Source organism: Arthrobacter sp. MDT2-16, from assembly GCF_054510925.1.
Genome location: NZ_JBTNDP010000006.1, coordinates 274,034 through 294,628, shown reverse-complemented (window position 1 = coordinate 294,628; position 20,595 = coordinate 274,034). Strand labels below are relative to the sequence as shown.

Sequence of the window (20,595 nt, the reverse complement as noted above, 5' to 3'; positions counted from 1 at the left end):
CCGGGAACCCCCCCCTCTCCTCCCAAACCGCTAGAGCCCTTCCCCCCCCCACGAGCGCGGCCCCAGTCCCGTGCAGGAGATCATGTCGAACCTCACCACCGCCCAGGCGCGGCGCATCCTCCTCGCCGCCCAGGGGCTGCACCGTCCGCGCGTGGATGCCCCGACGTCACGGCGCGCCGTCAACACCGCGGCGCAGCGCCTGCAGGTGCTCCAGATCGACTCCGTGAACGTCCTCGCCAGGTCCCACTACCTGCCGCTGTTCTCGCGCCTCGGGGCCTACGACCCTGCCGACCTCGACGCCCTGCACTCCAGGAGGCCGCGCCGGCTCGTCGAATACTGGGCACACGAGGCGAGCCTCGTCCCGCCCGAGCTGTTCCCGCACCTGCGCGTATGGCAGCGCCGGACCTGGATGGGGGCCGCGAGCGTCCCGGGGGCGCTGCGCCGCAGCCTCGAGACGGAGATCCTCGGCCTCCTCGCCCGCGGCACGCCCCTCACCGCGGTCGCCGTCCAGCGGCTGCTCGGCGGGGACGCGTCGCGGCCGGACGACGGCTGGGGGTGGCGGTGGACAGCGGCCAAGCGGGTCCTGGAGGACCTGTTCGCGCGGGGTGAGGTGGGGTCGGCCGGCAGGACGGCGCAGTTCGAGCGCCTCTATGCGCCGATCGCGGCGGTGCTGCCGGACCCCGCGCTCGCCGCCGTCGAGGTGGACAGGACGGAGGCACTGACCGTGCTGGCAGGCCGGGCCGCCCGCGCCCTCGGCGTCGCTCCCGCCCGCTCCGTGGCCGACTACTTCCGCACGCCGGTGCGCGAGACACGCGCGGTCCTCGACGCCCTCGTGGGCGCGGGTGCCCTGCACGCCGTGACCGTCGACGGCGGCCCGGAGCCGTGGTTCCTCGATCCCGCGGCGGTCCTGCCCCGACAGGCACGCGGGAGGGCCCTGCTCAGCCCCTTCGACTCCCTCGTCTTCGAACGCGACCGCCTGCACAGGCTCTTCGACGTCCACTACCGCATCGAGATATATACCCCCGCCGAGCGGCGCGTCCACGGCTACTACGTGCTGCCCTTCCTCCTGCGCGACGCCGTCGTGGGTCGCGTCGACCTCAAGGCGAACCGTGCCGCGAACCGGCTGCTGGTGCGTGCCGCGCATGCGGAACCCGGGGCGCCCTCGGACACCGCGGCAGAGCTCGCCGACGAGCTGTCCCTGCTGGCGCGGTGGCTGCGCCTGGACGACGTGGTCGTCGAGGCTCGGGGGAACCTCGCGTCCGCGCTCGCCGTGCAGGTCCGCACGCTACTCTGAGCGGACACGGGGTACCGCGGCGCGGTGCCGCGCCGCGGCAGCGGACCGGGGAACCAAAGCGGGGGACCGGACGTCACTCACGTAGACTAGACACGCCATCTTTGGGCAGCATCAGATTGGGAGCAGATACCAGTGCCATCACTTCTTGAACGAGTTCTACGCACCGGCGATAAGAAGACACTGAAGCGACTCCGGAACTACGCTGACGCGATCAACGTCCTCGAGGACGAATTCCGCGAGATGTCCGACGCAGAGCTGCGTGGGGAGACGGACCGTCTGAAGAAGCGCTACGCCGACGGCGCCACCCTGGACGACCTGCTGCCGGAAGCCTTCGCCGCCGTGCGCGAGGCGTCCAGCCGCACCCTCGGCCTCCGACACTTCGACGTCCAGCTGATGGGCGGCGCGGCCCTCCACCTGGGCAACATCGCCGAGATGAAGACGGGCGAGGGCAAGACGCTCGTCGCGACCGCCCCCGCCTACCTGAACGCGCTGAGCGGCAAGGGCGTCCACGTCGTCACGGTCAACGACTACCTCGCCGAGTACCAGTCGGACCTCATGGGCCGCGTCTACCGCTTCCTCGGCCTGACGAGCGGCTGCATCCTCTCCAAGCAGGATCCCGCGACGCGCCGCGAGCAGTACGCGGCGGACATCACCTACGGCACCAACAACGAGTTCGGCTTCGACTACCTGCGCGACAACATGGCGTGGAGCGCCGCCGAGCTCGTGCAGCGCGGTCACAACTTCGCGATCGTGGACGAGGTCGACTCGATCCTCATCGACGAGGCCCGCACGCCCCTCATCATCAGCGGCCAGGCGTCGGGCGACGTCAACCGCTGGTACAACGAGTTCGCCAAGGTCGTCCAGAAGCTCTCCGTGGACGCCGACTACGAGGTGGACGAGAAGAAGCGCACCGTGGGCGTGCTCGAGGACGGGATCGAGAAGGTCGAGGACTACCTCGGCATCTCCAATCTGTACGAGTCCGCCAACACCCCCCTGATCGGTTTCCTGAACAACGCCATCAAGGCCAAGGAGCTGTTCAAGCGTGACAAGGACTACGTGGTCCTCAACGGCGAGGTCATGATCGTCGACGAGCACACCGGCCGCATCCTCGCAGGCCGGCGCTACAACGAGGGCATGCACCAGGCCATCGAGGCGAAGGAGGGCGTGGAGATCAAGGCGGAGAACCAGACCCTCGCCACCGTGACGCTCCAGAACTACTTCCGCCTCTACGACAAGCTCTCGGGCATGACGGGTACCGCCGAGACCGAGGCGGCCGAGTTCATGTCGACCTACAAGCTCGGCGTCGTGCCCATCCCCACCAACAGGGAGATGGCCCGCAAGGACCTCTCCGACCTCATCTACAAGAACGAGGTCGCCAAGTTCGACGCCGTGGTCAAGGACATCGTGGAGCGCCACGAGACCGGCCAGCCGGTGCTCGTCGGCACCACCAGCGTCGAGAAGAGCGAGTACCTCTCCAAGCAGCTCGCGAAGGCGGGGGTCCGGCACGAGGTCCTGAACGCGAAGAACCACGCGCGGGAGGCGGCCATCATCGCGCAGGCCGGCCGCAAGGGAGCGGTCACCGTCGCCACCAACATGGCCGGTCGAGGCACCGACATCATGCTCGGCGGCAACGCCGAGTTCAACGCCGTCGCGGCACTGGAGAAGCAGGGGCTCGATCCTGCGGACAACCCCGAGGAGTACGAGGCCAAGTGGCCCGATGCCCTCGAGGCCGCGAAGGAAGCGGTCAAGGCCGAGCAGGACGAGGTCCGCGACCTCGGGGGCCTGTACGTGCTCGGGACCGAGCGCCACGAGTCCCGGCGCATCGACAACCAGCTGCGCGGCCGGTCCGGGCGCCAGGGCGATCCGGGCCGCTCACGCTTCTACCTGTCGCTCACGGACGACCTCATGCGGCTGTTCAACTCCGGGGGAGCCGAGCGCATCATGAACGGCGCCACCATGCCGGACGACGTCGCCCTCGAGTCCAAGCTGGTGTCGAAGGCGATCGAGAGTGCGCAGGGCCAGGTCGAGGGTCGGAACGCCGAGCAGCGCAAGAACGTCCTGAAGTACGACGACGTCCTCAATCGCCAGCGCGAAGCCATCTACGGCGACCGCCGGAGGATCCTCGAGGGCGGCGACCTGCACGAGAAGGTGCAGTACTTCCTCGAGGACGTCATCACCGCGATGGTCGACGAGGCCACGGAGCAAGGCCACGGGGACGACTGGGACTACGAGCTGCTGTGGACGAACCTGAAGACGCTGTACCCGATCACGCTCACCGCCGACGAGGTCATCGAGGAGGCCGGCGGGAAGTCGAAGCTGACCCGCGACTTCCTGCACGGGGAGATCCTCTCGGACGCGAAGCTCGCCTACCAGGCACGCGAGGAGGCGCTCGGTGAGCAGGCGATGCGGGAGCTGGAGCGCCGCGTCGTGCTCTCGGTCATCGGCCGGAAGTGGCAGGAGCACCTCTACGAGATGGACTACCTGAAGGAGGGTATCGGGCTGCGTGCGATGGCCCAGAGGGATCCGCTCGTCGAGTACCAGCGTGAGGGGTTCATCCTCTTCCAGGCGATGATGGAATCGATCCGCGAGGAGAGCATCGGCTACCTGTTCAACCTCGAGGTCGAGACCACGGCCCCCGCGCAGACCGGGCTCCCGGGCGTCACCGACGGACGCAGTGTCGTCCAGACGCCGACCATCAAGGCAGCCGGACTCGACGCCCCTGCGAAGCCCGCCACGCTCAACTTCATCGCACCCAATGCGCAGGGCGAGGCCGAGGTGCACGTCGAGCGCAACAGGGAACAGGCCGCGCCGACGGGCGGCAAGAAGGCGAAGCGGAAGTAATCAGCCGATCTCCAGGGCGGTCACCCGCCACGCTCCGCGCCGTTGCTCTATCCGTAGGGCGACGGCGCGGACCCGTTTCTGGTCGTAGGCGACGACCGACGCCTCGTAGATACCGGGGCTGACGGGGCACACCCTGGCGGAGCGCACCACGACGCGGCGGTGCGCACTCGCCGTCGTGGCGGCCCGGCCGGAGGGCGTGTCGGCGATGCACCGGACGAGGTTGGCCCGTAGCTGCAGCCGCTCGTAGTTCTCGGGATCCAGCCAGCGCGACAACTGCTGCAGGGGCCGGGAACCGCCCAGGACCTCGAGGGCGCCCTGCGCCACGGACCGGGCGATGGCCGAGATCCGTCGGACGGACTCCTGGTCCGCGGCGGCCTGGAGTCCGTCCGGTACATGCCCGCCGGGTACGCCTGCCGCCCCGGCTCCTGTCGCCTCCTCACGGCGGGACGGCCCGTACGGGTCGGCGACCGGGTGGAGGTCGATGACGGGATCCGGCCCGGTCGCCGCCCCTCGCGGTGGCGCGGCGAGGAGAGGACGCGGGGATCCGCTGACCTCGGCGAGCTGCTCGGTGGCGGTGCGGTGGAGCTGCGTTACGGCAGGCATGAGATGTCCTCTCCAGGTGCTGTGCAGGATTCCGGTGCGGGTGAACCGGTCGCCGAGGCGGTGAGCCTGGTGTGTCGCCCGGTGCGTCCTCGCGCCGTCCGGTGCCTTGTTCAGGTGTCGTGTTCGGGTGCGCCGCCGGTTCCTCCGCCGGCGCCCGCCGGGGGCGGGCCCGTCGCACGCGGCGCATGTCGGGAGGTGGATGTCGAGCACGCCGGGCGCCACCCCGGGGGTCGGGCCTAGGGCGGACTCGTCAGGATCTGCCCCGGCAGCAGGAGCGACGGGTCCCCGCCGATGGTCGTCCGGTTCGCGTGGTACCAGGCGGGCCAGGCCTCCGCGACCTCGGCGGCGGTGGCGAGCGGCCCGAGCCGGCCGGCGACGATCGACCAGAGGGAGTCGCCCTGTGCCACCACGACCTCCGCCCCACCCGCCGCCGGCCGGGCCTCCGCCCGTATCAGGAGCCCTCCGTCGGCAGGCATGGGGGCGGGTGTCCATGCCGACGGCACCGGAGGCACACCCCCGGCGGGTGCTGGGGTGGCGGCCGGGCCGGGGGAACGGGCCTCCCCGTCGGTCCCGCTGAGGTCCATCGGAGACCAATAGGGTGATCCCGGCGGCGACGGCGGCGGCGGCGTCGGCTCGGCGGCGTCGGACGTCGTACCTTCGCCGGTTTCCGGGGGTCCCGTGGTCCCCGGGACGAGCGCCCCGGCGGCAGGTGGCATGGGTCCATCGCCCGCCGGTGCGCCCGGCGCTGCCTGCGCCAGGGCGGGCACCGCGAGCAGGTTCAGACCGAGGAGGGCGACCGCGAGTCGCCTCATGAAGGCGGGCGTGCAGCGCGCCGCCAGCGTCGCAACGGTCGAGGGGCCGTGCCGCTGCAGCACTTCGGCCAGGACGGCGACCGTGAGCGACAGGACCCAGAGGACGATGGTCGCGACCCCGAGCGCCGAGAGTGCCAGTCCCACGACACCTTCGATGCCGATGGCATCCACCGGCCGATGCCCGTGTGTCAGAGCCTGTCCTGCCACCGCCAGGACCACTCCGCAGGCCAGCGCCAGTCCGGCCGGTACAGCCTCGTTGCTCCTCATGGTCATTCTCCCTTCTGGCATGAGTTTGATGCTATTTGAGGAGATTTGTCCATACTCGCTTTCACTGGGCTCCTACTGGGTCTGTTGACCGACCAGTGAGTGCGTCCTAGGTTGGGGGAATGCGCTGGGATGCCCTCTTCGACGACCTGGAGTCGCAACTGCAGGCGGCTGTCGAGGCCGGGCAGGAGAGCGAGATCCGGGATCGGACGCGTGTCGAGCAGTCCCGCCTGACGCTCGTGCAGAGACTCCTCGGTTCGGTGGGCCTGCCGGTCGAGGTCTCCACCCGGGCCGGGCGCTTCCTCTCCGGCACCCTGGCCCACGTCGGTTCGCGGTGGATCTCGCTGACGGTGGAGGGGAGGTCGGTCATCGTGCCGTTCTCGTCGCTGCAGTCCCTCCGCGGGCTGGGCCGCGGAGTGGCGCCGGCGCCGGCGGGCGTTCGGGCGAAGCTGGGGCTCGGGACCGCTCTCCGGGCGCTGTCACGGGACCGGGCCCATGTGTCGCTGTGGCTGACGTCGCCGTCGCGCTACGACGGCGTGATCGACCGGGTCGGTGCGGACTTCTTCGAGGTGGCGCTCGTGGTCCCCGGGGAGGAGAGGCGCGCGGCGAATATCCGCGACGTGCTCACGGTGCCCTTCGACGCCGTCGACTCGCTCGAGGCGGCCGGACCGGCCGGATGAGCGGGGGACCGGCTCAGAGGATGGGCGTGCTCTCGGCGTCGGTCCTCACGGCGGAGGCAGTCTTCTCGTAGGCCTTCGCGATGTACTCCTCGAGGATCCGCGTCTCCACGCGCCACTGGCCGCGTCCGCCCACCTGGATGGCGGGCAGCTCACCGGACCGGACGAGGGCATAGGTCTGGGACGAACTGATGTTCAGCACCTCGCCCACATCGGCGAGGGTGAGGAAACGCCGCTCGGCCACGGGTCCGCCTTTCCTGGTTGTTCGGTGTACGACAAGTCTGCCACCGCCCGTGATGCCCGAGGGTGATATCCACACTTTGGACGGATTCGGGCCGCGTCGGTTCCTTTCGGTCCCCTCGTGGACAAGAATTGCCGGTGGACGCCGCCCGAGGGGGGAGGCGCCGGTGGTACGGGGGACAACAGGTGACTACCGACACGCGCGCCACACAGCTGCCAGCCGATGCTCCGCGCCTGAAGAAGCCCTCCTGGAAGGACCCGCGGCTCCTCGTCGGGCTGCTCCTGGTCCTGGCCTCCACGGTGGGTGTCATAGCACTCCTGGACAGCCAGAACACCACCACCGAGGTGTTCGCGGCCCGCGGGGACATCGCGGTGGGCTCCTCCGTGACCTCCGAGGATCTCGTGGCCGTCCCGGTCCGCCTCGGGGCCTCGGCCGGAGCATACCTGCCGGTCTCCGAGGGGATCCCCGAGGGCTCCGTCGCCACGCGCCTCGTGCCGCAGGGCGAGCTCGTCCCCTCCTCCGTCCTCGGGAGCGCCGACGCGCTGGACCGGAAGCCGGTGGGTCTCTCGGTCGAGGACCCGCTGCCCAGCGGAACGGCGGCAGGCGACCGCGTCGACGTCTGGGTGTCCCTCCGGACGGATACCAATACGTACGAGGAGCCCCGGCTCCTGCTCGAGGCCGCCGAGGTGGCCGAACTGACCGTGGGGGAGTCGGCCCTGGGTGCGAGCGCGGCGACGCGCGTGCAGGTGCTCGTCGACGACGCCTCGATGCCCGACCTGCTGAACGCCCTCTCCAACGATGCGCGCATCGCCGTCGTCCTCAATCCCGGCGCCGGTTCGTGAGCATCCCGGTCATCACGCTCGGACCGGTGGCAAGCGCCTACGTCCCGGGCCTGGAACGGCTGCGCGGGCCCGTGACGGTGGTGCGCCGCTGCGAGGACCTGCCCGAGCTCGTCGCTGCGTGCCAGACGGGCCTCGCACGGGCTGCCATCCTCGGCCCCGGGACCACGGACCTGACCGCCTCCCTAGTGGACCGGTTGGGGTCCGTCGGCGTCGCCGTGATCGCGCTGACCGACGGTGCCCCCGCCGGGGAGACGCTCGAGGGGATCGAGTACGTCGCGTCCACGGTCGAGCCCGCCGTGCTCGCCGAGGCGGTCTCCCGGGCCGTCGATCGGTTCGACGACGACGCCGCCCGGTCGCGCGCCGGTGCCGGCCCGCTGCAGTTGCCGGTGGCCGCTGCGCCGCCCCCGGTGGAGGTGCCCGACGGTCCGGGCGACGGGCGGATCATGGCCGTGTGGGGACCAACGGGCAGTCCTGGTCGCACCACCGTCGCGATCAACCTGGCCGCTGAGCTGGCCGCAGCCGGGAGTTCGGTCCTGCTGATCGATGCCGACACCTACGGGGCGAGCATCGGCGCGTCGCTCGGCCTGCTCGACGAGTCCGCCGGGCTCGCCCAGGCCTGCAGGATCGCCGACCAGGGCGGCTTCTCCACCCGTGCGCTGGGGCGGGTGGCGGTGAGCGTGGCCATCAAGGGCGGCCGACTGCGGGTCCTGACCGGTATCACCCGGCCGGACCGCTGGCCCGAGCTGCGCCCAGTAGCCCTGGGCCGGGTGCTGGATGCTGCGCGCTCCCTCGTGGACGTCACCGTCGTCGACTGCGGCTTCTGCCTCGAGGCGGACGAGGAACTGAGCTTCGACACCCTCGCGCCGCGCCGCAACGGTGCGACGCTGCGATGCCTCGAGGCGGCCGACGCGGTGATCGCCGTCGGGGGTGCGGACACGATCGGCGTCCCGCGCCTGGTGAAGGCACTGGCAGAGCTCGCCGACGCGGTCCCGACGGCCGCGCCGCGCGTGGTGTTCAACAGGGTGCGCGCAGCGGCCGTGGGCCGCACCCCCGAGGCGCAGCTGCGCGAGGCGTGGGAGCGCTTCGGGCCGTCGACGCCCATCTCCGCCTTCCTGCCCGCCGACCCCGCTGCCGCCGACCGGGCCCTGCTGGCGGGCACGGCACTGCTGGAGACGGCGCCCGGATCGTCGCTGCGGCTGGCCATCGCCGAACTCGCCGGGGTACCCGTCCGAGGAGGGCGTGGCCGCGCGCCGGGACGGCGCCTGGGCGACGTGAGATTTTCTGGCAACACCGATAGGCTTCCACGGTAAGAGGTCGCAATGACGCGGCCTTTAATTTCGTTACGGAGGCCCTCCCCATGTCGTCTGGATCCAGGACAACGGATCAGTCAAGCTCGGACACGTCGCGGGAGGATTTCGTAGAGCACTACTTCGAGCATCTCGCACGCGAGGACGCCGTCGGGTACCGTCCCACCGACCTCCGGCAACGGGCCTTCGCCCACCGGGACCTCGCCGAGGCCCGCGAGCCGGGGACCGCCGCTGTCGGCATCATGGACCAGGGCAACTCCAGCGTCGTCATGATCGTCACCGACGACATGCCCTTCCTCGTCGACTCCGTCACGGCCGAGCTGGTGCGGCAGGAAGCGGCCATCCAGCTCGTGGTCCACCCCACGTTCCTCGCGGTCCGCGAGGACGGATCCCACGCCCTCGCGGCGCTCCGGCGCGTGCCGTCGACGGCGGGTGCCTCGAGCGGCGACACCGCTGCGCTGCCCAACGTGGCCGAGTTCGCCGGACTGGACGGACGCACCACCCACATCGAGTCATGGATCTCGGTCGAGGTCTCGAGGCTGACCGGCGCCGCGGCCAAGGCGTCGGTCATCGACGGCCTCCACAGGGTGCTGGGCGACGTCCGCTCCGCCGTCGAGGACTGGCCGGCGATGCGCGACATGGTCCGCTCCGTCGAGGCCTCGCTGGATTCGATCGCCGGCGCGGACGCCATCCCCGACCTCCGGCAGGCACAGGAACTGCTGCAATGGCTCGACGGCGGCAACTTCACCTTCCTGGGCTACAAGGAATACGAGCTCGTGACCGACGAGGCGGGCGCCGACGCCCTCCGGGTGCGGGACGGCAGCGGTCTCGGACTGCTGCGGCACGGCAGCGGGGTCGGGCAGGTGCAGCAGCTCACCGAGGCCGGGCGCGCGAAGGCGCGGGAGCGCCAGGCCCTCGTGATCACGAAGGCCAACTCCCGGTCCACCGTCCACCGCGCGGCGTACCTCGACTACATCGGTATCAAGAGCTTCGACGCCCAGGGCAACGTCAACGGGGAGCGGCGCTTCATCGGCCTGTTCGCGACCAGCGCCTACACCGGCTCGGTCCGTAACGTGCCCCTGGTGCGCGACAAGGTCGACGAGGTGCTGCGCCGCTGCGGCTTCCCGTCCGACTCCCACTCGGGCAAGGACCTCCTCTCGATCCTCGAGACCTACCCGCGCGACGAGCTGTTCCAGATCGAGGTGGCCGACCTCGTGGCCACCGCACTCGGCATCCTGCGCCTGCAGGAGCGTCGCCGCACACGGCTGTTCCTGCGGCCGGACGTCTACGGCCGCTTCATGTCCGCCCTCGTCTACCTGCCGCGCGACCGCTACACGACGAGCGTCCGCCTCCGGATCGAGGAGGAGCTGCGAGCCGCGCTCGACGCCGACTCCATCGACTTCGAGGCCCGGATGAGCGAGTCCGCCCTCGCTCGCCTGTTCTTCCGCATCCGGCTCCAGCGCGGCGCGGAGATCCCCGCCGTCGACGCCGCCGAGCTCGAGGACCGCCTCGTCCGCGCAGCCCGCTCATGGCCCGAGGGCATCATCGAGGTCGCCCAGCAGAGATTCGAGCAGGACACCGCGCACCGGCTCGCCGCACTCTGGGCGGAGTCCTTCCCGGCCGGCTACCGCGTGGACTACGAGGTCGAGGACGCACTGGAGGACATCGCCCGGTTCGAGGAGCTCGCCGCCTCGGGCACCGGGGCGCCGCAGGTGCACGTGTACGTGCCGCAGCACGGACCGGACTCCGCCCACGCGGAGGACGCCCGCCTCAAGCTGTACCTGATGGAGGCCAAGAGCCTCACTCAGATCCTCCCGTACTTCCACAACCTGGGCCTCGAGGTGCTGGACGAGCGACCGTTCGAGATCACGCGATCGGACGGGCGCGCCTTCTTCCTGTACGACCTCGGTCTGAAGTACCCCGCCGGCCTCTCGCCGCTCGGCACTGCGGCCCTGCTGCAGGACGCGTTCGGTGCGGCCGTCACGGGGTCCAGCGAGTCCGACGCCTTCGACCGGCTCGTGCTGAGCGAGGAGCTCGGGTGGCGCCAGGTGCTGATCCTCCGCGCCTACGCCAAGTACATGCGGCAGATGGGCAACACCAATTCGTACGGCTTCGTGGCAGACACGCTGCTGCGCAACGGCGTGGTAAGCCGTGCGCTCGTGGCCCTGTTCACCGCCCGCTTCGACCCCGACCTCGAGGGCGATCGCACCGTCGCCTCCGATGCGGCACGGACGGCGCTCGACGAGGGACTGGAGAACGTCCCGACCCTCGACGCCGACCGGGTCCTGCGCACGTTCGCGAACCTCATCGAGGCGAGCCTGCGCACCAACTACTTCCAGGACAAGCGGCACGTCAGCATCAAGTTCGACACCTCACGGATCGACGGTGCACCGTTCCCGCGCCCGAAGTTCGAGATCTGGGTCTACTCGCCGCAGGTCGAGGGCGTGCACCTCCGGTTTGGCAAGGTGGCCCGCGGCGGCCTGCGCTGGTCCGACCGACGTGAGGACTTCCGCACCGAGGTGCTGGGCCTGGTGAAGGCGCAGACCGTGAAGAACGCCGTGATCGTGCCGACCGGCGCGAAGGGCGGCTTCTTCGCCAAGCAGCTTCCCGACGCCACCGCCGACCGGCAGGCGTGGCTCGCCGAGGGCCAGGCGAGCTACCGTACGTTCATCCGGGGGCTGCTCGACATCACGGACAACGTGGCCACCGACGGCGCCACGGAGTCGGTGGTGCCTCCCGCTCGTGTGGTCCGGCACGACGACGACGACACCTACCTCGTGGTGGCGGCCGACAAGGGCACCGCGGCGTTCTCCGACATCGCCAACGCCCTCTCGGCCGAGTACGACTTCTGGCTCGGTGACGCCTTCGCCTCCGGCGGATCGGTCGGCTACGACCACAAGGCCATGGGCATCACGGCCCGGGGCGCGTGGGAGTCCGTGAAGCGGCACTTCAGCGAGTTCGACGTCGACACGCAGACCGACGACTTCACCGTGGTGGGCGTGGGCGACATGAGCGGCGACGTCTTCGGCAACGGCATGCTCCTGTCCGAGCACATCCGCCTCCTGGCCGCGTTCGACCACCGCCACATCTTCCTCGACCCGAACCCCGACGCGGCCACCTCCTTCGCCGAGCGCCAGCGGCTGTTCAACCTCCCGAGGTCGAGCTGGGAGGACTACGACGCCACCCTCATCAGTCGCGGCGGCGGTGTCTACCCGCGGCAGGCCAAGTCCGTCCCCATCTCGCCGGAGGTGCGTGAGGCGCTGGGGCTGGACGCGTCGGTCACGAAGCTGAGCCCTCCCGAGGTGCTCAAGGCCATCCTGCGCGCCCCGGCGGACCTGCTCTACAACGGCGGCATCGGCACCTACGTCAAGGCCACCGACGAGACCCACGGCGAGGTCGGCGACCGCGCCAATGACGCCATCCGGGTCAACGGCAGCGAGCTGCGTGCCCGGGTGGTCGGCGAGGGCGGCAACCTCGGCATGACGCAGCGCGGCCGGATCGAGGCGGCCCTCGCCGGGGTCATCCTCAACACCGACGCCATCGACAACAGCGCCGGCGTCGACTGCTCCGACCACGAGGTCAACATCAAGATCTTCGTGGACCGGATGGTACGCGCCGGGCGCCTGCTGCCCGAGGAGCGCGCCGAGTTCCTGCACTCCATGACCGACGAGGTCGGCCGGCTCGTGCTGCAGGACAACATCGACCAGAACGTGCTGCTGCTCAACGACCGCCGGAGGATCATCGAGGCGAGCCCGAGCTACGAGCGGATGATGGACTGGCTCGAGAAGAAGGTGGACCTCGACAGGACCCTCGAAGCCCTGCCGACGACGGCGCAGCTGCGCCGGAGGATCGACGCCGGGCAGGGACTCACCTCGCCCGAGCTGTCCGTGCTCGCCGCCTACGCGAAGATCGAGCTGACGAGGGTCCTGTCCGCCAGCGACCTCGCCGACGACCCCTACTTCAGGGGGACGCTGCGGCGTTACTTCCCGCAGCAGCTCGTGGAGCGCTTCGACGACGAGCTCGACACGCACCCGCTGCGCCGCGAGATCATCTCCACCGTCATCGCCAACGACATGATCAACCTCGGTGGGATCACCTTCGCGTTCCGCGTCATGGAGGAGACCTCGGTAGCCGAGCCGGTGATCGCCCGGGCCTTCGTGGCCCTGCGCGAGATCTACTCCCTCGGCGAGACCGTCAACGCGCTCGCGGCCCTGCCCGCGGACTTCCCCACGGACCACTGGACCACGCTGCACCTGGACCTGCGCCGGCTCCTCGACCGGGCCGTCCGCTGGTTCGTGAACCACGTGGAGCAGGGCACGACGGTGAACCAGGACATCGACGCCTTCAAGCCCCTCGTCGCACCGATCCGGACGCGCCTGTCCGAGTACCTGCGCGGCTGCGACCTCGAGCGGGCGAGGGAGGCGACGGCGACGGCGACGGCCTGGCACCTTCCCGAGGAGCTCGGCCGGCACTGGGCGGAGCAGTTCGAGTCCTTCGCGCTGCTGGATATCGCCTACAGCACCCGCAGGGTCGAGGAGCCGGTCGAGAACATCGCCCAGGTGTACTACGCGGTGTACGACCGCTTCGAGGTCGACAACCTGCTCGAGCGGATCACCAAGCTCCCGCGGACGGACCGCTGGCAGTCCCTCGCCCGGGCCGCCCTGCGCGACGACCTCTACTCGACGGTCGCCGACATCACCGTGGCCGTCCTGCGCGCGACACCCGAGATGCAGGCAGGCGATGCGGGGGAGAGGCTGCAGACCTGGCAGGATCAGAACGCCGACCAGCTGCAGCGCGCCAGCAACATGTTCGCCGAGGTCAACCAGCTGGAGCGGGACGACATCTCATCGCTGTCCGTGGCGCTGCGGCTCCTGCGCTCCATCGTCCGGTAGGGCGCGGCCTGTTCCGTCGCCGTCGCCCGTGAGTGACAGACTGGACCTGCGGTACTGGATGCCGCAGGTCCGGTCCGTCCTGGCGGCGGCCCCGGACCGTGATGCCGCGTTCGACCCGAGCAACAGAGAGATCCCATGGCAATCTTCACTGACCCCATCCGCGAGTACACCGGGTTCGAGCCCGGCGACGCCGAGTGGCTGCACCTTCTGGTGGGGGACTGGCAGATGGTGGCCGACCTCGCGTTCGCGGATCTGGCCCTGTGGTTCCCTCTCGACGGCGGCGGGTACGTAGCGCTGGCGCACGCCCGTCCCTCGACGTCGCACACTGTCTTCCACAGCGACTTCGTGGGGGAGCGGATCCGGGCCGATCTGCAACCGCTCGTCGACGTCGCATGGGAGTCCCAGAAGATCGAGCGCTCGGGCGAGACGAACTGGACCACCGAGATGGCCATGCGCGTCGAGGCCGTCCCCATGGTGCGCAACGGCCGCACGCTCGCCGTCGTGACGACCCACATGGACCTGTCCAGTTCGAGGATGCCGTCGCGGCTCGAACTGACCTACCGGCAGTGCGCGTACGACCTCCTGCGGATGGGCACGCTGGGACTGTGGCCCGATTTCGCGACGCCCACCGGGTCGCGGCGCGGCGCCCCCCGCGTGGGGGACGGGCTCATCCGGCTCGACGTCGACGGGATCGTGCAGTACGCGAGCCCGAACGGTGTGTCGGCGTTCCGCCGCCTGGGTGACGTCGAGACCCTCGAGGGGCGCCCGCTCGCGGAGATCACGACGGCGCTCCTGAAGGACCGCAGGATGGTCGACGAGACGCTCCCGCTGGTGGTCACCGGTCGCATGCCGTGGCGTACCGAGATCGGTTCGCGCGGCGTGAGCCTCTCCCTGCGGGCCATCCCCCTGCGCGACGAGAAGGAGCGGTTCGGGGCCCTGGTGCTCTGCCGTGACGTCTCGGAGCTCCGGCGGCGGGAGATGGAGCTCGTGTCGAAGGACGCGACCATCCGGGAGATCCATCACCGGGTCAAAAACAACCTGCAGACCGTGGCCGCGCTGCTGAGGATGCAGTCCCGCAGGATGGTCAGCGAGGAGGGAAAGCTCGGACTCGAGCAGGCCATGCGGCGCGTGTCGACGATCGCCCTGGTGCACGAGACGCTCTCCCAGGGCCTGGCACAGAGCGTGGACTTCGACGAGCTCATCTCGCGGCAGTTCCGACTCTCGGCGGAGGTCGCATCACCGTCGCAGGCCGTGCGCACCGAGCGCAGCGGCGATTTCGGCGAGCTTCCGAGCGATCTCGCCACCCCGCTGGCCCTCGTGATCAACGAGCTCGTCACGAACGCCGTCGAGCACGGCCTGTCCGGGCGTGCAGGGACCGTCTGGCTGATGGCCAACCGGCGCATGGAGGCCGGCGGGGAGGAGATCCTCAGGGTCACCATCGCGGACGACGGCGTCGGCCTGCCCGCGGGCGGGCACGCGGAGGGGCTCGGGCTGCAGATCGTCCGGACCCTGGTCACGAGCGAGCTGGGCGGGACCATCGAGTGGCGCACGCGCGGTGGTGGCGGGACGTCGGTCACGATCGAGCTCGGTCTGCGCCTGAACCAGGGGAGCTGACCACGCCTGACCAGGGGAGTACCCCCTATTCGGCGGCCGCCGCCGGGTGTCCGTCGACGGGGATCCTGCCGCTGGGGCGTTCCCGGGAATGAGAAGAGGCCGCCCGACGGGCGGCCTCTTCTCGTTCTGCCGGATCGGGGCCGGGCTCACGCCCGGCTTCGATCAGGAGGCGCGGCGGGCCCGTGCAGCCCGGCGCTTGAGCGCACGGCGCTCGTCCTCACTCAGTCCACCCCACACTCCGGCATCCTGCCCGGACTCGATGGCCCACTGCAGGCAGGTGTCCTGGACCGGGCAGCGGCGGCAGACGCTTTTCGCTTCCTCGATCTGGAGGAGCGCTGGTCCGGTATTGCCGACCGGGAAGAACAGTTCCGGGTCCTTGTCCAGACAGGCCGCGCGACTACGCCAATCCATGTGATCACATTCTCCTTCAGCCTTCCTCATCGTTTGTGAAAATATTCACGAGGGGGCTCATAGTAAAGGGGGCCAACTTTGGGCCCCCCGGGTTTCCACTTCTTTAAGGCTGTCACGTTACCAACGGGTAAACAAGGGTTTTACGCGTCCGATTGATCCGACACGTGAGGGGTTAGTCACAGCGATGCCGTTCCACGACGGCCCTGGGCGCGTGCGGTGCTTCGGGTAGGGTTCGAGGGTGGTTCCAGATCAAGCTCCTCCCCGTGCGAGCAGGCCCCGAGGCGTCCTCCTGATCGCAGCTGTCCTGGTCCTGGAGGCGATCACGCTGCTGGTGATCGCGGTCGGATTCGTGGTCACGATCTTCAGCGCCGACGCACTCTCCGTCGGAGGGTCGGTCTCCATGGCGGTCCTGTTGCTGCTGGTCGGAGCGGGCCTCGCTGCGATGGCACGCCACCTGATGGCGGGCTTCCGCTGGCCGCGGTCACCCTCGCTCGTCGTGCAGCTGTTCCTGGTGATCCTCGCGTTCCCCTATTTCTCCTTGGGTTCGCCGCTCATCGGACTGGCACTGCTGGTACCTGCCGCCGCCGTCATCGTCACGCTGTTCTCCGCACCCGTCGTGCGGTACACCGTGCGGACCGGTAGAACGGGCAAGGCTCTGTAGGCTCCCCCGGATCCCCCTGGGAGCCCGACGGCCGGCTGCATGAACCGGAGCCCCATCAGGGCCAATCACCCGACGCACGGGCAACCTGCACCTCGAGGACTACGCCTGGTTCGCATGCGTAGCCACGGCCGGCAACCGGCGACCCGTCCAGGTCGAGGCGCACACCGAAAACATCGCCGTCGCCCGCGGTCCTCGGCGCCAGGACGAGCCCACGGCCCGCCGCGCGGGCCTGGAGGGCGAGCGGCACGCGCACCGTGAGCGCAGGACCGGGGACGGCGGAGAGTGCCGCGGCGGCGCCCCGAGCGACGAGGCCCGACAGCACCTGGTAGACGTCCGCGGACAGCCGGTCCGCGTCGTCGACCAGCAGGAGGCAGTCATCCGCCGAACCCGGTCCCGCGCTGCGCTCGCCCAGGCCCCGCCAGTAGGCGGACGCCGCCGACCCAGCCTCACCCGCGGGCGGGGCGAGGATAGTGCGCCAGGGATTCACGTGTTCCGCCGAGGCCCGGAGCACCCGCAGCGCGTTCGTACGCCCGCTCCCCGGATGTCCCAGCACGAGGTAGACCTCACCCGGACGAACGGTGACGGCGAAGGGCCGCAGGTCGTCGTCGTGCACCCCGAGCAGGAGACCATCCGGGGCCGGGGACGTGTCGGCGGGAACGATGTCCCTCAGCTGCACCTCGTGGGGCAGGGGATGCACCGGGAACGGGGAACGAGCGGGAGGCCGGGCCGGCGGTGTGCCGGACCCCGTGGCCGCGAGCAGCTGACACGTGCCGTCCCCCCAGACGCCGGTGATGCGTCCCTGGGCGAAGCCGCGACCGGGGACAGCGTCGATCTGCGGCAGTCTGGGCCACGTCAGCGTGGTCTCCTGGTGGGCGCCGAGAGGAAGGTACACGCGATTGGGCAGGAGTGCGAAGAAGCGCGAGGCGGTCAGCTCGCGGTCTCCTGCGATGAGGACGGCGACGCCGCTGTGCACACCGTCCCGCACGATGGCATGCAGGGCATCCTCCGCCCGTGCGAGGCGTCCGTCGCGGAACCGACTGCTCCACCGGCCCCACCCGGTGATCACCAGGACGATGGATGCAGCGCCGCCCTGGGCGGTGTCCGGCACGGCCGCCAGCCGTTCGAGCACGCGACAGGCCCGCTTCGTCTCGTGGGACGGGACATATGCGCCCACCTGCGGGAGCGCGGACCACCGCCCCAGAGTGCCGTCGCCGTCGAGCACGTACAGATGTATGTCGGGGTCGCAGGCCGGGAGTGAGGAGGCGACCGCTGCGAGGGCTTCGGCCGCCCCGCTGCCGGGCAGGCCGACGAAGGCCAGGTGGGAGTGGGCCGAGGGGCGCCAGCACAGGAGCCGCTGGGCCTGGCGTTCGGGGAAATCGGCGACTCCGAACGGTACGCGGGTCTCGGAGGAGGGGACAGGACGATCTTCGATATCCGCGTCAGCGGACTCGAAAGCGGCGCATCCCGCGGCCGAGATCTGTGTCGGAAGTGGGGGCAGTACCGGGCGGGACGGCTGTCGGCCGTCAGCCCGGCCGGCTGCTCCGCTGCGTGATCCACCGGCTACCTCGTGTGCGGCGACGAGACCGGCCACCGCCCGCTCGAGGAGGTCCCGCTCGGAACCTGCCGGGTCCCCTTCGGCCGTGTGCCGGTGCCTGTTGCCTGTGCCTTCACCCAGGTAGTCGGCGACGTCCTGCCAGCCCGGGGACCCGTCCGTCGTCGGCAGGTGTGAGGCCGCCGCGACCTGTAGGCCCACGGGTGGTTCCGTCCCGCGCCGGAGGAAGGCCCTGCCCGGAGCATCCACGGGGATGTCGGCGGCCACCCCGGACCCGAGGATGTCGTGCGACTCCATCGGCGTCTGGACCCGCAGGAGGACCGACGAGGTGATGTTCGCACGGAGGTCCGGGGTCACCGCCCCCTGCGCCCTCTGCGTCGCAAGGATCAGGTGGATGCCCAGGGACCGGCCGAGAGCGGCGATCTTCATCAGGTCCGGCACCGCGCTCGGCACGTCGTCGCCCAGGATCCGGAATTCATCGATCACGACGACCAGCCGGGGAGGACACGACGACGGCGAGGCGGTGCGCAGCTCGTCGAGATCCCGGGCGCCATGATCCGCGCAGAGCTGTTCCCGGCGCCGCAGCTCCGCGCGCAGTGAGGTCAGGGCGCGTGCCGTCGATCCCGGGCTCAGGTCCGTCAGGCATCCCACGCAGTGAGGGAGGGACGCGAGCGCGCCGAGCCCTGATCCGCCCTTGTAGTCGACGAGGAGCACGGTGAGATGCCAAGGCGGTTGATCGAGGGCCAGCCCGAGCACCAGGGTCCTCAAAAACTCGGACTTGCCGGACCCCGTCGTGCCGGCGACCAGCAGGTGCGGCCCGTCCCTCACGAGGTCGATCGAGACGGCGCCGGTCGTCGAGAGTCCGATGAACGCGGTCGGGCGCCCCGCATCGGCCGCAGCCCATCGCCCGGGGATCGACGTCGCGAGGGTGTCCGGCCTGAAGTGCTCCGACCACAGGGAGGCGGACGGCGGAAGGGCTCCGCCAGTGCGCCCCCCTGCACCGGGGCGGATCGCCCGGGGCACCGGGCGGGCACCGGCCACGCGGCCGAGCAGCCTCGCCGTCCGTTCGAACGACGAGGCCGAGACGCCATCCGGAACGACGCGGTACTCCCGCCCCTTCACGCGCGCCAGGGCCCGGTCGGCGGTGATCGTCATCCCGTCGTCCGGTACGGCGGTCCCGGCGGAACCGGCCTGCTCCATCACGAAGCGGACGATGAGGACGGTCCGTCGTCGGGCGACCTCGGGAAGCTCCCCCGACACGTGGAGGAGGAGCAGCGCATCGGTCTGCTCGAGGATCAGGGCCAGGACGAGCGGGTCCTGCGTGAGTCGCACGTTCGGGAGGAAGCGGGCGTGGATCGGAAGGTGTCGAACCGATCCCCAGCACACGACGGGGATCGATACCTGGCCAGGATGCGCCACCTGAAGCAGCATGGCGCGCAGAAGACCCAGCACCGGTGCGGTCTCACCCGTGATGGTGAAAGTCCTGCCCGAGGTGCCGGCGATGCTCGAGGTCGCGGTGTCCGGCAGCCACGGCAGCACCAGTGGCAGGTCCGGGAGGACCGGGAGGGCGAACGACCCGTCGTCGCGCCCGATGCGGAGGTTCGCCGCCTGATCGGCGGTGCCCAGTCTCAGCAGGATCGCCGGTGAGGGCGGTGCTCCCACTGCCGGCCCTGCAGCGGCATCCCGGCGGGCACGCAGGACGTCGAGCGCCGTCTGCCCGGGGTCGGGGACGGATGCCATCCGACGCTCCCGGTCCCGCCCCGCAGCACCCCGGACCGCCTCCCCGAAGACGCGTGCTTCCTTCCGGTAGGTGAGCAGGGGGACGACCCCGGTGGCCACCGAGAGGGCGCTGAAGGCGAGGAGGAACCACATGCCGGTCGTCAGGACCAGGGCGACACCGAGGACGAGCGGCAGCAAGGCGGTGAGGATCAGGAGGCGGGACGGCCGCTTGGGCGGATCCGGTCCGACCGGCAGGGCCTCGAGGACCTCCGTGGGGGAGACGTGTCGCCAGCCGTCGTCGTCGAGCAGTTCGATGCGACACCGGCTCGTGCCGAATCGAAGATCCGCGGACACCGTGATCTCCGTGGCGTCGATGCGCTCGCCGTCGACGAACGTGCCGTTCGCCGACCCGAGGTCCTCGAGGACGATGGCGTCCCCGGTCACCGTGAGCAGGGCATGACGCCGCGACAGCCCGGGGTCGGCGATGGCAATATCGCAGGCCGATCGTCCGAGGATGTATGCGCCTCGAATGAGAGGGATCACCTGTCCCGCGTCCGGGCCGGAATGGACGACGAAGAGCAGGTGCGGCAGGCGGGACGGATCCGCGGGAGCCGGGCGTGGTCCGCAGACGATGATCGCCCCGTCCGTCAGGGCTCCTGCGTGCGCCGTCGCCGTCTCCAGCGGGGTGTCGTCGATCGAGAAGGGCCCCTGATATCCGGCGGCTTCCAGCCGCTCCGCGAGTGCGGCCCCGGTGGGCAGTCGCGTGGTGTCGACGACGATCTCCCGAGAGGGAAAGCCGGTCGGCGGAGCGCTCGCGAGCGTGACGTGCAGATCCACGGTGGCCTCCTCGGACGATGATCACTCC

Annotated in this window: 13 protein-coding genes; 8 read left to right on the top strand and 5 right to left on the bottom strand. The window is 70.5% G+C overall.

Annotation, left to right across the window (positions count from 1 at the left end; all coding sequences use genetic code 11):
- The first annotated feature begins 82 nt into the window (after positions 1-82).
- Entirely contained in the window at positions 83-1,294 is a 1,212-nt protein-coding gene (locus ACX80N_RS12855) for a winged helix-turn-helix domain-containing protein (RefSeq protein WP_459339710.1), read from the top strand.
- Between the two features lie 132 nt (positions 1,295-1,426).
- Positions 1,427-4,135, top strand: coding sequence for a preprotein translocase subunit SecA (secA, locus tag ACX80N_RS12850; RefSeq protein WP_459339709.1), 2,709 nt, complete (start codon positions 1,427-1,429; stop codon positions 4,133-4,135).
- On the opposite strand, the gene ACX80N_RS12845 is transcribed toward secA, so the two are convergent.
- Together ACX80N_RS12845 and ACX80N_RS12840 are read right to left on the bottom strand one after the other, a co-directional pair.
- Entirely contained in the window at positions 4,136-4,738 is a 603-nt protein-coding gene (locus ACX80N_RS12845) for an Rv3235 family protein (RefSeq protein WP_459339708.1), read from the bottom strand.
- A gap of 236 nt (positions 4,739-4,974) precedes the next feature.
- Positions 4,975-5,817 (bottom strand): hypothetical protein, encoded by an 843-nt coding sequence (locus tag ACX80N_RS12840; RefSeq protein WP_459339707.1) that lies wholly within the window; start codon positions 5,815-5,817, stop codon positions 4,975-4,977.
- A gap of 119 nt (positions 5,818-5,936) precedes the next feature.
- Here ACX80N_RS12840 and ACX80N_RS12835 point away from each other — a divergent pair, with 119 nt between their 5' ends.
- Positions 5,937-6,494, top strand: coding sequence for a hypothetical protein (locus ACX80N_RS12835; RefSeq protein ID WP_105030144.1), 558 nt, complete (start codon positions 5,937-5,939; stop codon positions 6,492-6,494).
- 13 nt (positions 6,495-6,507) lie between these two features.
- On the opposite strand, the gene ACX80N_RS12830 is transcribed toward ACX80N_RS12835, so the two are convergent.
- Positions 6,508-6,735: a helix-turn-helix domain-containing protein gene (locus ACX80N_RS12830; RefSeq protein WP_459339706.1), complete on the bottom strand. Its 228-nt coding sequence runs from the start codon at positions 6,733-6,735 to the stop codon at positions 6,508-6,510.
- Between the two features lie 182 nt (positions 6,736-6,917).
- Between ACX80N_RS12830 and ACX80N_RS12825 the strand changes: the two genes are divergently transcribed.
- The 4 genes from ACX80N_RS12825 (at position 6,918) to ACX80N_RS12810 (ending at position 15,387) form a co-directional block, all read left to right on the top strand.
- Entirely contained in the window at positions 6,918-7,574 is a 657-nt protein-coding gene (locus ACX80N_RS12825) for a CpaB family protein (protein WP_459339705.1), read from the top strand.
- A complete protein-coding gene (locus ACX80N_RS12820; protein ID WP_459339704.1) occupies positions 7,571-8,884 on the top strand; it encodes an AAA family ATPase in 1,314 nt (437 codons plus the stop codon). Before ACX80N_RS12825 ends, ACX80N_RS12820 begins: the two co-directional genes overlap by 4 nt.
- Positions 8,885-8,931: 47 nt before the next feature.
- Positions 8,932-13,773, top strand: a complete 4,842-nt coding sequence (locus tag ACX80N_RS12815; RefSeq protein ID WP_459339703.1) for an NAD-glutamate dehydrogenase — start codon at positions 8,932-8,934, stop codon at positions 13,771-13,773.
- Between the two features lie 135 nt (positions 13,774-13,908).
- Complete coding sequence (locus tag ACX80N_RS12810) at positions 13,909-15,387, top strand: sensor histidine kinase (protein ID WP_105030140.1); 1,479 nt, start codon at positions 13,909-13,911, stop codon at positions 15,385-15,387.
- A 162-nt stretch (positions 15,388-15,549) separates the two neighbouring features.
- On the opposite strand, the gene ACX80N_RS12805 is transcribed toward ACX80N_RS12810, so the two are convergent.
- The gene (locus ACX80N_RS12805) at positions 15,550-15,798 is read right to left on the bottom strand and encodes a WhiB family transcriptional regulator (RefSeq protein ID WP_043441485.1); all 249 of its coding nucleotides are present in this window, start codon (positions 15,796-15,798) and stop codon (positions 15,550-15,552) included.
- Between the two features lie 238 nt (positions 15,799-16,036).
- On the opposite strand from ACX80N_RS12805, the gene ACX80N_RS12800 reads away from it, so the two are divergent.
- On the top strand, positions 16,037-16,459 hold the full coding sequence (locus tag ACX80N_RS12800) for a hypothetical protein (protein ID WP_459339702.1): 423 nt from the start codon (positions 16,037-16,039) through the stop codon (positions 16,457-16,459).
- Positions 16,460-16,514: 55 nt separating this feature from the next.
- Here ACX80N_RS12800 and ACX80N_RS12795 read toward each other — a convergent pair whose 3' ends face one another.
- Positions 16,515-20,567, bottom strand: coding sequence for an FtsK/SpoIIIE domain-containing protein (locus tag ACX80N_RS12795; RefSeq protein WP_459339701.1), 4,053 nt, complete (start codon positions 20,565-20,567; stop codon positions 16,515-16,517).
- Between the last annotated feature and the right edge of the window lie 28 nt (positions 20,568-20,595).